Genomic DNA, 16546 nt, shown 5'->3' with positions numbered 1-16546 from the left:
TTGATGCCTATCGCTCAAAGTGCACCACAGAGCGGATGCTCTTGCCCTCATGCATGAGGTCGAAGGCGGTGTTGATCTCCTCCAGCGCCATGGTGTGCGTGATAAAGTCGCTCAGCTTAAACTCGCCTCGCAGGTATTTCTCGACGATCTCAGGCAATTCTGAGCGTCCCTTCACGCCGCCGAAGGCACTGCCACGCCATACGCGTCCTGTCACCAGCTGGAAGGGACGGGTCGAGATTTCCTGGCCGGCACCGGCGACACCGATAATCACAGACTCACCCCAGCCCTTATGACAACACTCCAGCGCCGAGCGCATCACATCGACATTACCGATACACTCGAAGGAATAATCCACGCCGCCATCGGTCAGCTCGACAATCACTTCCTGGATAGGCTTGTCGTAATTCTTGGGGTTGATGCAGTCGGTGGCCCCTAGCTGGCAGGCCAGCTCAAACTTGCTCTCGTTGATATCGATGGCGATGATGCGAGTAGCGCCCGCCATGGTCGCACCTATGATGGCCGACAGGCCTATGCCGCCTATGCCGAAGATGGCAACGCTAGCACCCGGCTCAACCTTAGCCGTGTTGAGTACCGCGCCCATGCCCGTAGTCACGCCGCAACCCAGCAGACACACCTCTTCCAGTGGTGCCTCAGGGTTAACCTTGGCCAGTGAGATCTCAGGCAGCACGGTATACTCGGAGAAAGTTGAGCAACCCATGTAGTGGAAGATAGGCTGACCATCTTTGAAGAAACGTGTAGTGCCATCTGGCATCAAGCCTTTACCTTGAGTCTCGCGGATTTTCTGACACAGGTTAGTCTTACCCGACTTACAGAACTTACATTCACCACACTCAGGAGTATAAAGCGGGATCACGTGATCCCCCACCGCCACACTGGTAACGCCTTCACCAACAGCCTCGACGATTCCGCCGCCTTCGTGGCCCAAGATAGCCGGGAAGACACCTTCAGGATCGTCACCCGAGAGCGTAAAGGCATCGGTATGGCAGACGCCGGTCGCGACTATCTTCACCAAAACCTCGCCAGCCTTGGGATACATCACATCCACCTCTTCTATCGATAATGGCTGGCCCGGTCCCCAGGCGATGGCGGCCTTAGATTTAATAAACTTGTCTGTCATCTCATATGCTCCATTTAGTGTCTGTATCTGTGTATCTGTCTGCCCACTTCAATGTAGTCGCTGACCATTACCTTGTCTCGCCAGCAGTTGCATCACGGTGGATTTGATTACTTGTACCTATTTTATTTATTCCACATAAGATGATAATCTCCGTTTTTTACAAATCATTTTTACCAAACAGTAATAATAGGTATGGCACCATGCAGGAATGGGAAGGGGTCAGTGAATTTGTCGCGGTGGCGGAAACAGAAAGTTTTACTAAAGCTGGCAAGCGCTTAGGGATCTCTACAGCCCAGGTGAGTCGCCAGGTAGGCGCGCTGGAACAAAGGCTGGATACCAAGCTGCTCTATCGCACCACTCGCAAGGTCTCCATGACAGAAGAGGGTCAGCTATACTACCGGCATTGCCGTCAGGTGCTCGATGGTTTGGAAGAAGCAGAGCGCGCCCTGAGCAGCTTAAGAGGCCTGCCTCAGGGGCTATTGAGGATGACTGCGCCCGTGGCCTATGGCGAAAAATATATCCTGCCTATCGTCAACGACTTCCTGCTCGCCTACCCCAACGTCGAGGTGGATATCGCCCTCACCAACCGCCAGGTGAGACTGGTGGATGCGGGGATAGACTTGGCTATTCGCATCGGCAAATTGGCCGATTCCAGCCTGATCGCCAAGCGTATCAGTCAGCGCATCAACTATGTATGCGCCTCGCCGGACTACCTCAAGCGGTTCGGCGAGCCTCATAGCCTGTCAGAGCTAAGTAGGCACAACTGCCTGATAGGTAACCATGACTACTGGCGTTTCTTAGAGCAGGGCCGTGAGCGGCAGCTAAAGATAAAGGGCAATCTGAGGTGTAACACAGGCCATGGCCTGAGAGATGCTGCACTTAAGGGACTGGGGCTGGTGCAGCTACCCAACTATTATGTCGGTCAGGATCTCAAGGCGGGGCGCTTAGTTTCTCTACTCAACGCCTTTCAGGAACCCAACGAAGGGGTCTGGGCCCTCTACCCGCACAATCGCCACCTTTCACCTAAGGTGAAGTTGATGGTGGAGTTTCTAGACCGCGCCCTGCCCTAACTCCACGAATATTTTTAGGCGATAAAAAACGCCCCTCCATCTAAAATGAAGGCGCGTTTCTCATGTTTTAACCCTTAAGTATTTAACGCCTACGCATTTAACACTTAGTGTTAGCTTAACGTCTGTGCAGCGATCAGTTACTGGCGTCAAGCAGACGTTGATAGAGCGCATCTTTCAGCTCGGCTCTATCATGCTTTAACTGATGCATGGCACTATCATCGATAGGCGCATCGTTAAGCTCTAAGGTTCGGATCTCTTTGTCTAACGCACTGTACTTCTTGTTGTCTTGGGCGAATCCATTGTCAGATTCGCTGAGTTTGAGGATCAGGTCTTGATAATCAGGAAAGTCGTTAATGAGCGAGTGGTTTTCACCTAGCATAAGGCCCCCTTTACTTGAGCAGATAAATGGATAAATTTTATGCCTTGTTCATAAATGTAGCACGCCATCACGCCCCCGGTCAGCATACACCTCACAAAATACTGCAAAGAATTGATAAATTAAGTTTTAGTGCGCCGTTTTATCACCTTTACACTTTGGATTTTCCCCGCTTTTGACTACCTGAAATACTCCATCATGCGATAGTAGAGCATACCAAGCGCCATCCCTTGATTACCGAGCCAATCGCCTACCGGCAACCTTATCTGTTTCATCTGGGCAAAGAGGTCGAACTCTTCGAGTTGCCCCTGAACCGCCTGACTCATGATCTCCCCCATGATGTGAGAGGAGGCCACCCCATGGCCCGAGTAACCCTGACAATAGAACAGGTGCTCAGACACCTTGCCAAGCTGAGGGATCCGGTTAACCACTATGCCCGCCATGCCAGTCCAGTCGAACTCGATCTCGACTCCCTTGAGCCGAGGGAAGGTACGCTCGAGCGCAGGGCGCAGTTCGGCGGCCACATCCTTAGAGTTCCTGCCCGAATAGTTGGTGCCGCCGCCAAACATCAATCGGTTGTCGGCGGTCATGCGGTAGTAGTCGAGCACGAAGCGGCTATCATATACGGCCAGGTCATGGGGGTTGAGCTGCTTGGCCAGTTGTGGGTCGAGCCTTACCGTGGCGCAGTTACCCAGTGATGCGGGAAACAGCATGCCCTTTAACTTATTGCGCGCCAACCTATGATAGGCGTTGCCCGCCAGCACGGCGCAGTTAGCTGTGATACGCCCCTTGTCGGTAGTGACTGTGACCCGCTTGTCGTCACGAATATCCAACACCTGTGAGCCTTCGAAGATCAAGGCGCCATTAGCCTCCGCGGCTCTCGCCTCGCCGATACAGAGATTCACCGAGTGCAGGTGCATGTTGCGGCTATTCAGCAAACCACCATGGTATAGCGGCGTGTCCAGATAGTCGGGAATGTCGGCCTTAGCCAGCAAGGTTAGTTCATCGCCCATGCCCCGCCTTAGACCCTCTTCATAGGTGGCCTGCATCTCGGCCATATGAGCCGGCTTATAAGCAGTGTGCAGATGACCAAACTTAAGGTCACAATCTATCTCGTATTTCGCCACTCGTTTCTTGATGATCTCATGGCCGCGCCAGCGCAGGTTCCAGACAAATTCCTCCGCCTCATGGCCGATACGATTGCGTAACTGTTTCACCATGGCGTTGTCGCCCGATAGGCTGCCGGTCACCTGACCACCATTGCGACCGGTTGCTCCCCAGCCCACTTTATTCGCCTCCAAAACGGCCACCTTAACGCCACGCTCGGCGAGTTCGAGAGCGGTCGCCACGCCGGTAAAACCTGCGCCTATGATCACCACATCGACATCCAGCTCCCCTTCAAGGCTTGGGTAATGGGTCTCCTGCTTGATGGTGGCATTGTAATAAGAGTTACAGCGAGCGAGTGACATGCAGCTTTCCTTAGTAATCGTTAGGTTGCGCCGCCATGATGCGGCTTTGTTTTATATTTTTTACAACACGTTTGATATTCGAGTATACCTGGGTGCAATTTCAGGTCAACTAGTTCACGCGGTGCGCAGTAGAAAGGCCAAAACTAAGCTCAGGGAGAATAAGAAAGAAGGGTAATACGAGAAAATAGAAGCGTTAACGCGCCGCGCGAAGCGGCGCGTTTGCAGACGTTATCGGATCTGCTGCCAATAGGCGTACAGGCCGGCAATATCCTTGCTACAAAGTAGATGCATCGCCGCTTTCACCTTGTCATCACTCCAGTGCCACCACTGCATCTCTATTAACATGGCGACCTCTTCATCCGGGAAGCGATAGCGGATCAGTTTCGCAGGGTTGGCACCCACTATGGCGTAGGGGGGCACGTCTTTGGTCACCACGGCACGACTCGCAATGACGGCGCCATCCCCTACTGTGACTCCAGGCATGATCATCGCTTCAGAGCCTATCCAGACATCGTTGCCTATCTGGGTATCACCAGCGCGGACAAAGCCATCTTGTGCACCCGTAAAGCTATCACCCTGTTGATAAAAAAAAGGGAAAGCTACTGACCCAGTCGCTTCTGTGACCCTGATTACCTGCCATCATAAACACGGCGCCAGAACCAATGGAACAATAGTTACCTATGATAAGCCGGTCCACATCCGCCCTATCGGGTGCCAGGTAGCGAGCGCAGTCATCGAAGCTGTGTTGATGATAATAGCCAGAATAGTAGCTATGCTCGCCCACGATGATATTGGGATTGGTGACCTGCTCCTTTAGCGATTGACCGGCAAAAGGGCTATCAAAATAATTTTTCATCTTAAAACCTGTTGTTACTCGTACTCAAACTTTTCCACGTCTGGCGTGCATTTGAGTGTTTCAAGAAGATGGCACTAAGGCATTCGCACTTCACTTTGCGACCCAGCTTTGGCTGACGAGCTGTCTTTCCCCTTGATAGAGCTCTAGGGTGAAGCGTTCACCTTTGGCTATCTGCCCTACCCCCTTGGGTGTCCCCGTCATTAGTATGTCGCCATCTTCGAGGGTCATGAAACTGGCTATCTCGGCTAACATGGCCTCGGGGCGATTGAGCATCAGGGCCACATCTCCCTGCTGGCGCAGCTCACCGTCGACGATCAGGCGAAATGAGAGTGAGTCGAGATCGCCATCAAAAGGCACAAACTCGCTAAACAGCGCGGCGCCATCGAAAGACTTGGCCCGCTCCCAGGGCAGCCCCTTGGTCTTGAGCCGGCTCTGCAAATGGCGTTTGGTGAGATCTAAGCCGACACCCACCCCCTCGAAACGCCCTTCCTTCACCAAGAAACAAAGCTCGGCTTCATAGTGAAGCGGCTCTTGATCTGTACTGAGTAGCGTCTCGGATATAGCCGAATTAGGCTTAACGAACAGCACCATCTCTTCGGGCATCTCGTTGTTAAGCTCCTTGATGTGCTCGACATAATTTCGCCCGACGCAGACTATCTTACTCGGTGTCACTTGTTGCTCTAGATATTTAACCAAGCGCAATCTTCACTCCTTTACTACTTATTTATTCTTACTTTACTAAACTGGATATCAGCGCTCTCAGCGCCGCGGGTTTAACCATCTTGGCCATGTAGTGATAGCCGCGCTGCTGCACATCTTCCACCAAGTCTTTACGGGTATTGGCGGTGATCAAGATCCCCGGCAGATGAGCGCCATAGAGGGCACGGATCCCATCCATGGCATCGACGCCATTCTGGCCATGATCCAGATGGTAGTCGGCCAGCACGATATCGGGAGCGACCCCCTTGAGCCCCAGCTTGATACGGGCATCGGCCAGATCGCTGGCGCAGATCACCTCGCACTGCCAACGGCTAAGCAGACTCTCGAGTCCGGCCAGTATCGCCTCTTCGTTATCGATACAGAGCACCTTCACCCCAGCAAGCGGCTGCATGACGGGATTGGCCTTCTTAGGCGGCGCCACCTTGGCCTTCTCCCCTAGCGGCACTGTGATAGAAAACATGGAGCCCAGTCCCAACTTGGAGACCACCTTAATATCATGATCCAGCACCCGCGCGATGCGATCGGCGATGGCAAGGCCCAGCCCTAAGCCGCTGACGCTCTTACTCTCAGGGTTCTCCAGACGCTTGAACTCCTTAAAGATCTCCCCCAGCTCCTGCTCGTCGATACCGCAGCCAGTGTCGATTACCTGGATCTCCAGCGCCCCGGCGCGGTGACGACAACCCAGCAGTACCCGGTTACCCTTGGCATAACGATAGGCATTGGTGAGAAAATTCTGCAGCACCCGCCTGAGCAGGCTGAGATCTGAGCTGATTATGCAGGAGCTGGCCACCATGGAGAACTTGATACCGTAATCCTTGGCCATGGCATCGAACTCTACCGCCAAACCTTCTAGCAACTCGGCTACCGAGAAGTCACGGCGGTTTACCTCCACCATGCCGGAATCCAGCTTAGAGATATCCAACAGATCCGTCAGCAGCTCGCCGGCGATCTTGAGCGAGCTATTGACGTGAGAGAGCGTGGTACGTCCCTCCTGATCCAGGTTTGGGTATTGCGCCAGGGACGCGGTAAACAGGCGGGCGGCATTCAGAGGCTGCATTAGATCATGACCGACAGCCGCCAGGAAGCGACTCTTGGAGGCGTTGGCATTTTCTTCCTGGGCCTTGGCCTCCAGCAACTGACTGTTGAGCAGTGCCAACTCATAGGTACGCTCCTTCACCCTGGCTTCCAGGGTCTCATTGGCCTCCTGCAGCGCCTTGGCCTGCTCTTTATACTGAGTAATATCGGTAAAGGTCATCACGAAACCGCCACTGGGCATGGGGTTACCCTGGATCTTGATCACCTTACCATCCTGGCGTTCACGCTCAGACACATGGGGCGTGCCATTACGCATATGCTGCACCCGCTTGGCCACCTGCTCCTCCACGTCTCCAGGGCCACAATAGCCACGCTCGGCGTTGAAACGCACCACATCGGCAATGGGCATGCCCGCCTGTAGAAAATCCTCAGGGTAATCATAGAGCTCCACATACTTGTAGTTCCAGGCCACCAGATTCAGCTCCTTGTCCACCACGCTCATCCCCTCATAGGCGTGCTCTATGGCGCCTCTGAGCATATCCTGGCTGAGTATGATCTTAGAGGAAGCCTCATCCACCAGGCTGAACACCTCATCGAGCGCCAAGTCGCGCCCCTGCAGCACAGAGTCCATTACCAAGGAGGCACTTGAGCCCCCCAAGACGCCTGCCAACATATGCTCGGTGTGGGCGATAAGCTCAGGTGAAGCCACCTTGTGCCAGCTATCGCTGCGCACCGCCTCATCGGAGAAGCGGGAGAAACTCTCGTAGGCGCGTGTAGGGCTGACGAAGCGACTTGCCAGGATCAAGAGATCCTGCTGAGAGATGGGCGATGTCTTGCGGTTGCTGGTGTTCTTCAGCTCTCCCGGGGTCACGAAGGCGCTGGCCTGAATACGCTCGGCCACCCCGGCGCGAAACCAGATGGAGCCGAGCACATAACAGGCAAGGTTTGCCAGCAGCGCGGTGAGAATGTCTCGAATATTGGGGTTGATGCTTTCGAGCAGTGCTAGCTCGCCGCCAAAGACCCCCTGGCTGTAGCTCATCCCCTGCGCCAGTATGTAACACCAGAGGCCGAAGCCAACGATAAGCCCCAGGTACACCCCGCCGCGATTGCCGTGCTTCCAGTACATGCCACCTATCAGCGCAGGCGCCAGTTGGGCGAAGGCACCGAAGGAGAGCATGCCCAGCGCCGAGAGCGAGTCGCTGTTCATGAAGGAGAGGTAACTGAAATAGCCAAGCCCTAAGATCAATACGATGGCTATGCGGCGGGCGTTGAGCAGAAACTGCGAAAACTGACTGAAGTTCTTCTGACGGATCTTGCCCGAGTGCAACATCAGAGGCACCAGCCACTCGTTACTCACCATGACACTGATGGTCACCACGGCAACGATCACCATGCCGGTGGCAGCCGACAGCGTGCCTAACAGGGCGATCACCGCCAGCATGGGCTGATCCAGTGCAAGCGGCAGATTGATCACATAGGTATCGGCCGCCACGCTATCCCCTAACATCAGCTTACCCGCCAGCGCCAGGGGCGCCACGAACATGCCGAAGAGCAGCAGATAGAGGGGAAACAGATACTTGGCCTTAACTAAGGTGCGCTCGTCTTTACATTCCACCATCATCACGTGGAACTGGCGCGGCATACAGAGAAACGCCGCCATGCCCACCAGTAGCTGGGGCATCAGGTTTTCCAGCCGTAACTCGGGGTTACTGATCAACTGACGCTCACTGGCCTGAGCCCAGATGTCACCAAAGCCATCGAAGAAACCGAAACTGATCACGCAGCCCACCAAGAGAAAGGCCGCCAGCTTGACCAAAGATTCGAAGGCAATCGCCAACATCATACCGGGATTGTGCTCGGTGGCGTCGAGCTTACGGGTACCAAACAAGATGGCAAACATCGCAAGGATAGCGGTAACGATCAATGAGACCCAGGCGCCGTCGTATTGGGCGTCTTCTGGCTGAAACAGGTTGAGGCTGAACACCATGGCCTTAAGCTGCAGGGCGATGTAGGGCATGATGCCAAACAGGGCGATCAGAGTAACTATGGCGGCGATGGTCTGGGACTTACCATAACGGGCGGCGATAAAGTCGGCGACGGAGGTGATGTTTTGCGCCTTGGATACGATCACCATCTTACGAAGCAGGCCGAAGCCGAAGGTAAAGATGAGTATGGGGCCAACGAAGATAGGCAGGAAGGACCAGAGATCCTGGGCCGACTGACCGACTGTGCCGAGAAAGCTCCATGAGGAGCAGTAAACCGCTAAACTTAAACCATAAATCCAGGTCTGTATCTTCTTGGTGATCCGTCCAAACCAGCGCTCTGCTCCCCAGGCCAACAGGAAGAGTAGCGACACGTATAACAGGGCGATCACGCCGACAACCAGAGTCAGATTCATAGCAATTCCAATTCTTTTAATTATTCTGCGCTAAATACTAGCTTAAATCTCGTTCAAATATAATCACAACAGACTAAAAATAAAGGATATTTTTTTACTAGACCAAGGTCTAATAGAGGTAAATAGCCTAAGCATTCCATACTTTATCCACGCACAATTAGAAATAAAAGGAAGTCAGATGAGCACCCAGTCTCTCTACAAAGTTCCAAGCGAAATCGCGGCAAATGCCCATATCAATGACGAGAAATATAAGAAGATGTATCAGGAATCTGTGGTTAACCCCGAAGGTTTCTGGAGAGAGCATGGCCAGCGCATCGATTGGATGAAGCCTTTTACTAAGGTCAAGAAAACCTCCTTCGACGATCACAACCTGTCGATCAACTGGTTCTATGACGGCACCCTGAACGCCTCGGTCAACTGTCTCGATCGTCATCTCGAACAAAATGCCGATAAGCTGGCTATCATCTGGGAAGGTGATGATGCCGCCGAGCAACGCACCCTCACCTATGGTGAACTCCACAAAGAAGTGTGTAAGTTTGCCAACGCCCTGCGCAGCCAAGGGGTGCGTCGCGGTGACGTGGTAACTGTATACATGCCAATGGTCCCCGAGGCTGCCGTGGTCATGCTGGCCTGTGCCCGCATCGGCGCAATCCACTCCGTGGTATTCGGTGGCTTCTCGCCTGACTCTATCGCCTCACGTGTGATCGACGGTAAGTCCAAGGTAGTGATCACCGCCGACGAAGGCGTGCGCGGTGGCCGCACCATTCCACTAAAGGCCAACATAGATGCCGCCCTGTCTCACCCAGACGTAAACTGTGTCGAGAAGGTGATCGTACTTGAGCGTACCGGCAACCCCGTCAACTGGGTAGAGGGACGCGACATCAAGTGGGATTCACTGATGGAAACCGCCTCTGAGCATTGCGTGGCCGAAGAGATGGGCGCCGAAGATCCCCTCTTCTTGCTGTATACCTCAGGCTCAACCGGTAATCCAAAGGGTGTGCTACACACCACGGGCGGCTACCTGGTCTATGCCTCGATGACCCACGAATATGTATTTGATTACAAAGAGGGTGAGATCTATTGGTGTACTGCCGACGTGGGTTGGATCACGGGTCATTCCTACATGGTCTATGGGCCGCTTGCCAACGGCGCGACCATATTGATCCACGAAGGTGTCCCTAACTATCCAAGCCCGGCCCGTCTAGGTGAGATGATCGACCGTCATAAGGTCAACATCCTCTACACGGCACCGACACTTATCCGAGCCCTGATGGCCGAGGGCAAGGAGCAGTTCGATGGTTTCGATGGCAGCTCACTACGCATCATGGGCTCAGTGGGTGAACCCATTAACCCGGAGGCCTGGCGCTGGTACCATGAGGTGATCGGCCATGAGAATTGCCCTATCGTCGATACCTGGTGGCAAACCGAAACCGGTGGCATCCTGATCTCGCCGCTCCCGGGCGCGACAGACACTAAGCCAGGCTCTGCAACTCGCCCCTTCTTCGGCGTGCAGCCAGCCCTGGTGGACAACATGGGTAACATCATAGATGGCGCGGCCGAGGGTAACCTGGTGATCCTCGACTCCTGGCCTGGACAGATGCGCACCGTATACGGCGACCATGACAGGTTTGCCCTGACCTACTTCAAGACCTTCCGTGGCATGTACTTTACCGGTGACGGTGCCCGCCGCGACGAAGATGGCTACTACTGGATCACAGGCCGTGTCGACGACGTAATTAACGTATCGGGCCACCGCCTGGGTACCGCCGAAGTCGAGAGCGCCCTGGTGGCTCATGAGCATGTCGCCGAGGCCGCCGTGGTGGGCTATCCCCACGACATCAAGGGCCAGGGTATATATGCCTATGTCACCCTGACCAAGGGCACTCAGGAGAGCGAAGAGTTGCGTCAAGAGCTGCGTCAATGGGTCAGAAAAGAGATTGGTGCACTGGCGACGCCGGATCTGATCCAATGGGCCGGCGGTCTGCCTAAGACCCGCTCGGGTAAGATCATGCGCCGCTTCCTGCGTAAGATCGCCGCCAACGAAGTGACCAACTTAGGCGATGCGTCGACACTCGCCGATCCAGCGGTGATCGATACCCTGATCGAGACACGTCTCAATCGCAGCGAATAACAGCTCGCAGCACTAGATTCTCTCTTCTAGCCCCTCTATGAGGGGCTTTTTTTATGCCTACCCTAGCAGGCCATGTTAGCCGCTGGTATCCTGATAGCCCCAATCACAGACCAGCATTTGCTTTGCAACTCAGAGATTACCAACGCCAAGCCGTGGATGCGGCCATCAGCCACTTTAAACGCTGCGATGACTCTGCCCTACTCGTGCTGCCAACGGGAGCCGGCAAGAGTATTGTCATCGCCGAACTTGCCCGCATCGCCAAGGGACGCACCCTGGTGCTCACCCACGTGAAGGAACTGGTGGCGCAAAACGCCGAGAAGGTAGGGTTACTGGCCGATGAGGCCAGCATCTTTTCCGCCGGCCTGAAACAGAAATCGACTCGTAACAAGACGGTCGTGGCCAGCATCCAGTCGGCGGTGCGTAACCCTAAGCAGTTTGATGAGCCCTATTCCCTGGTGATCATCGATGAGTGCCACCGGGTCTCCAACGAGAAAGAGAGCCAATATCAACAGCTTATCAGCCATCTAAGAACACAGAATCCGCAACTCAGGCTCTTGGGCCTGACGGCCACACCCTATCGCCTGGGAAGCGGTTGGATCTACCGTTATCACTACCATGGCAAGATTGGCAACACCGAGCACCCTGTGTTCGAGCACTGCATCTTCGAACTGCCGATGCGTCCACTGATTAAACAGGGCTTTCTGACACCACCCAAGGTGCTCGACGGCCTGTCGGCCCAGTATGACTTTAGCGAACTCTCACCCAATGCAAGTGGCGAGTACAGTGAGGCCGAAGTCGATTCCCTGCTACATCATGCGGGACGCGCCACCAAGGCGATTGTGGAGCAGATAAAACAGCTCACCAACACCCGCGCCGGCACCATCATATTCGCGGCAACCGTGCGTCATGCCCAAGAGATCATGACGCTGCTGGACAGCCCCGAGGCGGGGCTCATCACGGCAGACACACCTAGCCAGGAGCGCGATGCCATTATCGAAGCCTTCAAACGCCGCGAGCTCAGCTACCTGGTCAATGTCGCCGTACTCACCACAGGCTTCGACGCCCCCCATGTAGACCTTATCGCCATCTTGAGACCTACAGCTTCCGTGAGCCTGTTCCAGCAGATGGTCGGCCGAGGCCTGAGGATCTGTGAAGGCAAGCGGGACTGTTTGGTGATCGACTATGCCGCCAATGGCTTCGACCTCTTCTTTCCCGAGGTGGGTCGTCCAAAACCCGACAGCAAGAGCGTACCAGTACAGGTCCCCTGCCCCGTCTGTGGCTTTGCCAACATCTTCTGGGGGCTGGTAGATGATGATGGTGATATTATCGAGCACTTCGGACGACGCTGTCAGGCCGTGATCGATGACAGCAACGGCAAACACCAGTGCGACTTTCGATTCCGCTCCAAGGCCTGCCCAAATTGCGGCGAAGAAAATGATATAGCCGCCAAGGTGTGTCAGCATTGCCAGTCGACACTGATCGACCCCGACAAGCGCCTTAAAGAGGTTTTGCAACAGAAACATCATCACCTGTTCCGCTGCCAGGAGATGCTACTTGAGGCCGACAACGACAGACTCAGGGTGCGTTACCTAGATATCGAAGGCAACGATTTCTGCTGTTACTTCAATTTTGCCACCAAGGCGCAGATCCGCGCCTTCTATGGCGTGTTTGTGCATCAACACACCCGCACTCCTGGCCAGAAACAACCCACCTTTAACAAGGTTGACCAGGTGGTCGCAGCCCGGGATCATTTTCGCATGCCGGATCTGCTGCTCCTCAAGAAGGGCAAACGAGGCTGGGAACTTGTCGAGCGTTTCTTCGACTATCGTGGCCGATTCGACAGCCAGCATAAGTTTGTATGATCAGTCATATGCAAACGCCGCCGGCCTATGGTATAAAGTCACCAACATTTACTTCTGGAGCGAATATGTTTGTTGTAATTTTCGGCCGTCCAGGCTGCCCTTACTGCGTTAGAGCCGTTCAACTGTCAGAGCAACTGGTTGAATCTCGCGATGATTTCAAATTTAAGTATGTCGATATTCATGCAGAGGGTATCACCAAGGCCGATCTGGAAAAGACGGTAGGCAAGCCAGTTGAAACCGTGCCGCAGATCTTCATCGATCAAGAGCATATCGGTGGCTGCACCGAATTTGAACAATATGTTCGCGACAACAATCTGCTGTAACGACAGCAAAGAAAAAGGAGGCTAAGCCTCCTTTTTTATGCTCACTTCACGCCCTTATAGGACATATTTCACCGAGAACATCACGCGATTCAACTCGCCCTTGTCACCATTTTGTTTAGTGTTCTCCGCATACATATACTCCACCCCAACCGTCATAGGCTTCACTGGAGAATAGAGCAGGTTAATGTAACCAGAGTAAGACTCTTCGTTCACCGCACCGCCGGTCAAGGCCACATCGTTATCGGCCTTAAAGCCTGACAGGGTAAAGCTTGAACGCCATTTATCATTCCACCAGTGGCGATAAGAGACAAAACCGCCGAAAGAGCTGATGGTCTTGATGTCACCGTCGGCGTCCAGCACTCCGGCATTGGCATAGTTAAGCGCCATGTAACGCCCTAAGCCATCACCCGCGGTCGCCGATAACTTAAGGTCATCATCGCCAACCGGAATCACCCCGGTAAAGTTCACGCCATAGCCCATGGTCTGAGAGTCAATGCCATTCTTCTCAAGATTAAGTTGACGCCCAATACCTGCCAGAGTGAACTTTGCACCACCTTGGGTCTTGAAGTTATAACGCGCCACGAAATCTGGCACTATGCCGCTACCGCTGGTGATACGCGCCCCACCGCCATTAGGGGTCACTGTGGTTTCAGGGTTTTCCAAGGCAAACTGGAAACCGCCATTGGTGTATCTAACCTGCGTCTGGCGTACGAAAGGTGTACCTTCGGCCGCGCCCACAAAGTCGAGGTTCTCGGGCAGAGAGCCTGGATTCATGAAGGTACTCCAGGTCTGACCCACGGTCCAGTTGTCAAAACTCACAAATGCATGACGAATACGGGGAGAGTAGCTGTTAGATACCCTCTCGTTACCGTCTGAATGGGTCATGAAGTCCAACTCGATAAAACCTGTCAGCTTATGACCATCGAGATCTGTCGTCGTCTTAAAATTAAAGCGAGACTCTCTCGCTTGGAAATCGACAACTTGTTTGCCATTGCCCGGCGTACCATAAATGGTACCAGGGACATAAAACTGGCGAGAAAGATTGCCTGAGTCCGGTGCGCCATTGCTGTAGTCACTGAACATGACATCGGCCTTCACATAGCCACCAAACTTGAACTCTGTCTCAGCCATTGCAGCACTGGAACCTAGCGCCAGTAAGGTCGCCGCAGCCAGCAAAGACACTTTTGCATTTTTCATCTGTCCTCTCCCTTTTCATTATTATCGCAATGAATATGACGGAGTTAACAAACAAGTAACATTAGCAAAACGTCTATAAGACCAAGGTCGAACAGCTAGGACTAATATGCGAGAAAAACCTAGTGAATTAGTCTAGGTTGGGGCAAATTCAATCATCATCAAACCTAACTCGCAGCCATGCGGCTGAATAAGGCAACCAATGCTTAGCGACTTAGAACTGAATCTGCAAAGTAAAAAATTAGGTAAGCGAGACAACTGAAAACAGAAGAAGTGAGTCGTGAAGGATTCGAACCTTCGACCAATGTGGAGTTAAAAAGTAAAACCAACTGCCTCTTTGCTTTAAAAGCATCGACTGAGCTAACAACTGCCTAAATCCTACTCTTGATTTAACCACCTAGAAAGGGGGGGGGATCGCGAAGGATTCAAGCCTTAAACCAACATAGCGGTAAAAAGTAGAGTCAACTGACTAGATGCTAATCTCAAAGAATTAATATCTGCTCAGTTAAAACGATTTCAAATAGGAAAATGCAATGAAGGAATTAACTAGCAAGAGAAAGTGGTGGGTCGTGAAGGATTCGAACCTTCGACCAATGTGGAGTTAAAAAGTAAAGCCAACTACCTCTTTGCTTTAAAAGCATCGACCGAGCGAACAACTTTCTAAATCCCTCTCTTGATTTAACCACCTAGAGAAAGTGGTGGGTCGTGAAGGATTCGAACCTTCGACCAATTGGTTAAAAGCCAACTGCTCTACCGACTGAGCTAACGACCCATATTGTTGATACTGATGAAGATTAACCTTGTATCAGAGGTTAAAAGCCAACTGCCCTTTCTCTAAAAATAGCGACTGAGCTAACGACCCATCTTGGATGCCTAACTGTTTAACCACTGTCAGAGAAGTGGTGGGTCGTGAAGGATTCGAACCTTCGACCAATTGGTTAAAAGCCAACTGCTCTACCGACTGAGCTAACGACCCATCTTAGGTGCCTAACTGTTTAACCACTGCTAGAAAAGTGGTGGGTCGTGAAGGATTCGAACCTTCGACCAATTGGTTAAAAGCCAACTGCTCTACCGACTGAGCTAACGACCCAATTCCAACTAAATCTCTTTGATTTAGCGCCCAAACGACTACGTCGCTTCGAGGGCGCCTATAATACCTTTTTCATCTTCTCATGCAAGTGCAAATTCCCCATTTTTTTTTGTTTGCATGAAAAACAGACTAAGAGTATGTTTTTTGGTTAAATAGAGATTAAAGCCCCACCATCTGCTGTTTGGCGATACGCGCCGCAGCGCTATTAGCGTACTCGCTAACGACTTGCTGGTAGTAACGTTTTGCAGCGGCATTATCGTTACGCTTCTGCGCAATCATGCCAAGTTTCACCAGACTATCACCACGCTTATTCGACTCTTTAAACTGGTTCACCACAGTATTAAAGGCCTTGGCCGCATCGGCAAGTTCACCCTTGTTATAGAGTAACTGGCCTAACCAATAATTAGCATTCGCCGCATAGGTCGAGTTGGGGTATTGCACAATAAACTCACGAAACGCAGGAATCGCTTCGTCGTACTGACGCTCTTTCAGCACCAGATTAACGGCGCGCTCATAGCTGGCGGTTTCCCCGAGTGAGGAGGTCTCAGAACTCGAAGCCACTGGCGCTGCCACCACTTGAGTCGTCTTGGCCTTACTCAGGTTTGCGATGTCATCATAAAGCTGACGCTGACGCTGCAGCATCTGATTAATTTGATAACTTTGCTGCTCAGCTAAGCCACGCAGATCAAGCACCTCTTGCTGGAGCGTATCTAAACGCTGCTGCATCTCAAACTCTGCGGCCTGCTTGGCCTTTATAATACGCTCAAGGCGCGCAACCCTATCTTCGGAGGAACCACCGGCAACATCCTCAACGGGCGCAGGCGCCGCTACCGCGACGCCTACACTCATCAGAATCGCCGCGGTAACAACGGCAGTCTTCATAG

Annotated in this window: 11 protein-coding genes, 4 tRNA genes and 1 pseudogene; 4 read left to right on the top strand and 12 right to left on the bottom strand. The window is 53.0% G+C overall.

What is annotated here, in order from left to right; translation table 11 throughout:
* Positions 1 to 7: 7 nt before the first annotated feature.
* The gene (locus GNT65_RS07420) at positions 8 to 1138 is read right to left on the bottom strand and encodes an S-(hydroxymethyl)glutathione dehydrogenase/class III alcohol dehydrogenase (RefSeq protein ID WP_160794850.1); all 1131 of its coding nucleotides are present in this window, start codon (positions 1136 to 1138) and stop codon (positions 8 to 10) included.
* Between the two features lie 200 nt (positions 1139 to 1338).
* On the opposite strand from GNT65_RS07420, the gene GNT65_RS07415 reads away from it, so the two are divergent.
* Positions 1339 to 2208 carry a LysR substrate-binding domain-containing protein gene (locus tag GNT65_RS07415; protein WP_160794848.1) on the top strand — a complete coding sequence of 290 codons (870 nt, stop codon included), beginning with the start codon at positions 1339 to 1341 and terminating at the stop codon, positions 2206 to 2208.
* Positions 2209 to 2341: 133 nt separating this feature from the next.
* On the opposite strand, the gene GNT65_RS07410 is transcribed toward GNT65_RS07415, so the two are convergent.
* The 5 genes and pseudogenes from GNT65_RS07410 to GNT65_RS07390 form a co-directional block, all read right to left on the bottom strand.
* Positions 2342 to 2587, bottom strand: a complete 246-nt coding sequence (locus GNT65_RS07410) for an HP1242/YdcH family protein (protein WP_160794846.1) — start codon at positions 2585 to 2587, stop codon at positions 2342 to 2344.
* 176 nt (positions 2588 to 2763) lie between these two features.
* Positions 2764 to 4053, bottom strand: a complete 1290-nt coding sequence (locus tag GNT65_RS07405; RefSeq protein WP_160794844.1) for an NAD(P)/FAD-dependent oxidoreductase — start codon at positions 4051 to 4053, stop codon at positions 2764 to 2766.
* A gap of 228 nt (positions 4054 to 4281) precedes the next feature.
* Positions 4282 to 4909: pseudogene (catB, locus tag GNT65_RS07400) on the bottom strand (type B chloramphenicol O-acetyltransferase).
* A gap of 90 nt (positions 4910 to 4999) precedes the next feature.
* On the bottom strand, positions 5000 to 5611 hold the full coding sequence (locus GNT65_RS07395) for a fumarylacetoacetate hydrolase family protein (RefSeq protein WP_160794842.1): 612 nt from the start codon (positions 5609 to 5611) through the stop codon (positions 5000 to 5002).
* Between the two features lie 28 nt (positions 5612 to 5639).
* The gene (locus GNT65_RS07390; RefSeq protein WP_160794840.1) at positions 5640 to 9062 is read right to left on the bottom strand and encodes a hybrid sensor histidine kinase/response regulator; all 3423 of its coding nucleotides are present in this window, start codon (positions 9060 to 9062) and stop codon (positions 5640 to 5642) included.
* Between the two features lie 178 nt (positions 9063 to 9240).
* Here GNT65_RS07390 and acs point away from each other — a divergent pair, with 178 nt between their 5' ends.
* The 3 genes from acs to GNT65_RS07375 all read left to right on the top strand — a co-directional run bounded on the left by acs (position 9241) and on the right by GNT65_RS07375 (position 13378).
* Entirely contained in the window at positions 9241 to 11193 is a 1953-nt protein-coding gene (gene acs, locus GNT65_RS07385; protein WP_160794838.1) for an acetate--CoA ligase, read from the top strand.
* Between the two features lie 122 nt (positions 11194 to 11315).
* Positions 11316 to 13055, top strand: coding sequence for a DNA repair helicase RadD (gene radD / locus GNT65_RS07380; protein WP_160795117.1), 1740 nt, complete (start codon positions 11316 to 11318; stop codon positions 13053 to 13055).
* A gap of 65 nt (positions 13056 to 13120) precedes the next feature.
* Positions 13121 to 13378 (top strand): GrxA family glutaredoxin, encoded by a 258-nt coding sequence (locus GNT65_RS07375; protein ID WP_011865330.1) that lies wholly within the window; start codon positions 13121 to 13123, stop codon positions 13376 to 13378.
* 54 nt (positions 13379 to 13432) lie between these two features.
* On the opposite strand, the gene GNT65_RS07370 is transcribed toward GNT65_RS07375, so the two are convergent.
* From GNT65_RS07370 to ybgF, 6 genes are all read right to left on the bottom strand, one after another.
* On the bottom strand, positions 13433 to 14575 hold the full coding sequence (locus GNT65_RS07370) for a DcaP family trimeric outer membrane transporter (RefSeq protein WP_160794836.1): 1143 nt from the start codon (positions 14573 to 14575) through the stop codon (positions 13433 to 13435).
* A 271-nt stretch (positions 14576 to 14846) separates the two neighbouring features.
* Positions 14847 to 14941, bottom strand: a tRNA-OTHER gene (locus GNT65_RS07365).
* A 327-nt stretch (positions 14942 to 15268) separates the two neighbouring features.
* Positions 15269 to 15344: transfer RNA gene (locus GNT65_RS07360), tRNA-Lys, on the bottom strand.
* A gap of 128 nt (positions 15345 to 15472) precedes the next feature.
* Positions 15473 to 15548, bottom strand: a tRNA-Lys gene (locus tag GNT65_RS07355).
* Positions 15549 to 15586: 38 nt separating this feature from the next.
* Positions 15587 to 15662, bottom strand: a tRNA-Lys gene (locus GNT65_RS07350).
* A gap of 159 nt (positions 15663 to 15821) precedes the next feature.
* The gene (gene ybgF / locus GNT65_RS07345) at positions 15822 to 16544 is read right to left on the bottom strand and encodes a tol-pal system protein YbgF (RefSeq protein ID WP_160794834.1); all 723 of its coding nucleotides are present in this window, start codon (positions 16542 to 16544) and stop codon (positions 15822 to 15824) included.
* Positions 16545 to 16546: the final 2 nt, after the last annotated feature.

It is taken from the genome of Shewanella insulae (genome assembly GCF_009831655.1).
Lineage (GTDB): Bacteria > Pseudomonadota > Gammaproteobacteria > Enterobacterales > Shewanellaceae > Shewanella > Shewanella insulae.
Note: the sequence above shows the minus strand (reverse complement) of the source record. Positions and strands in the feature narration are given on the sequence as shown.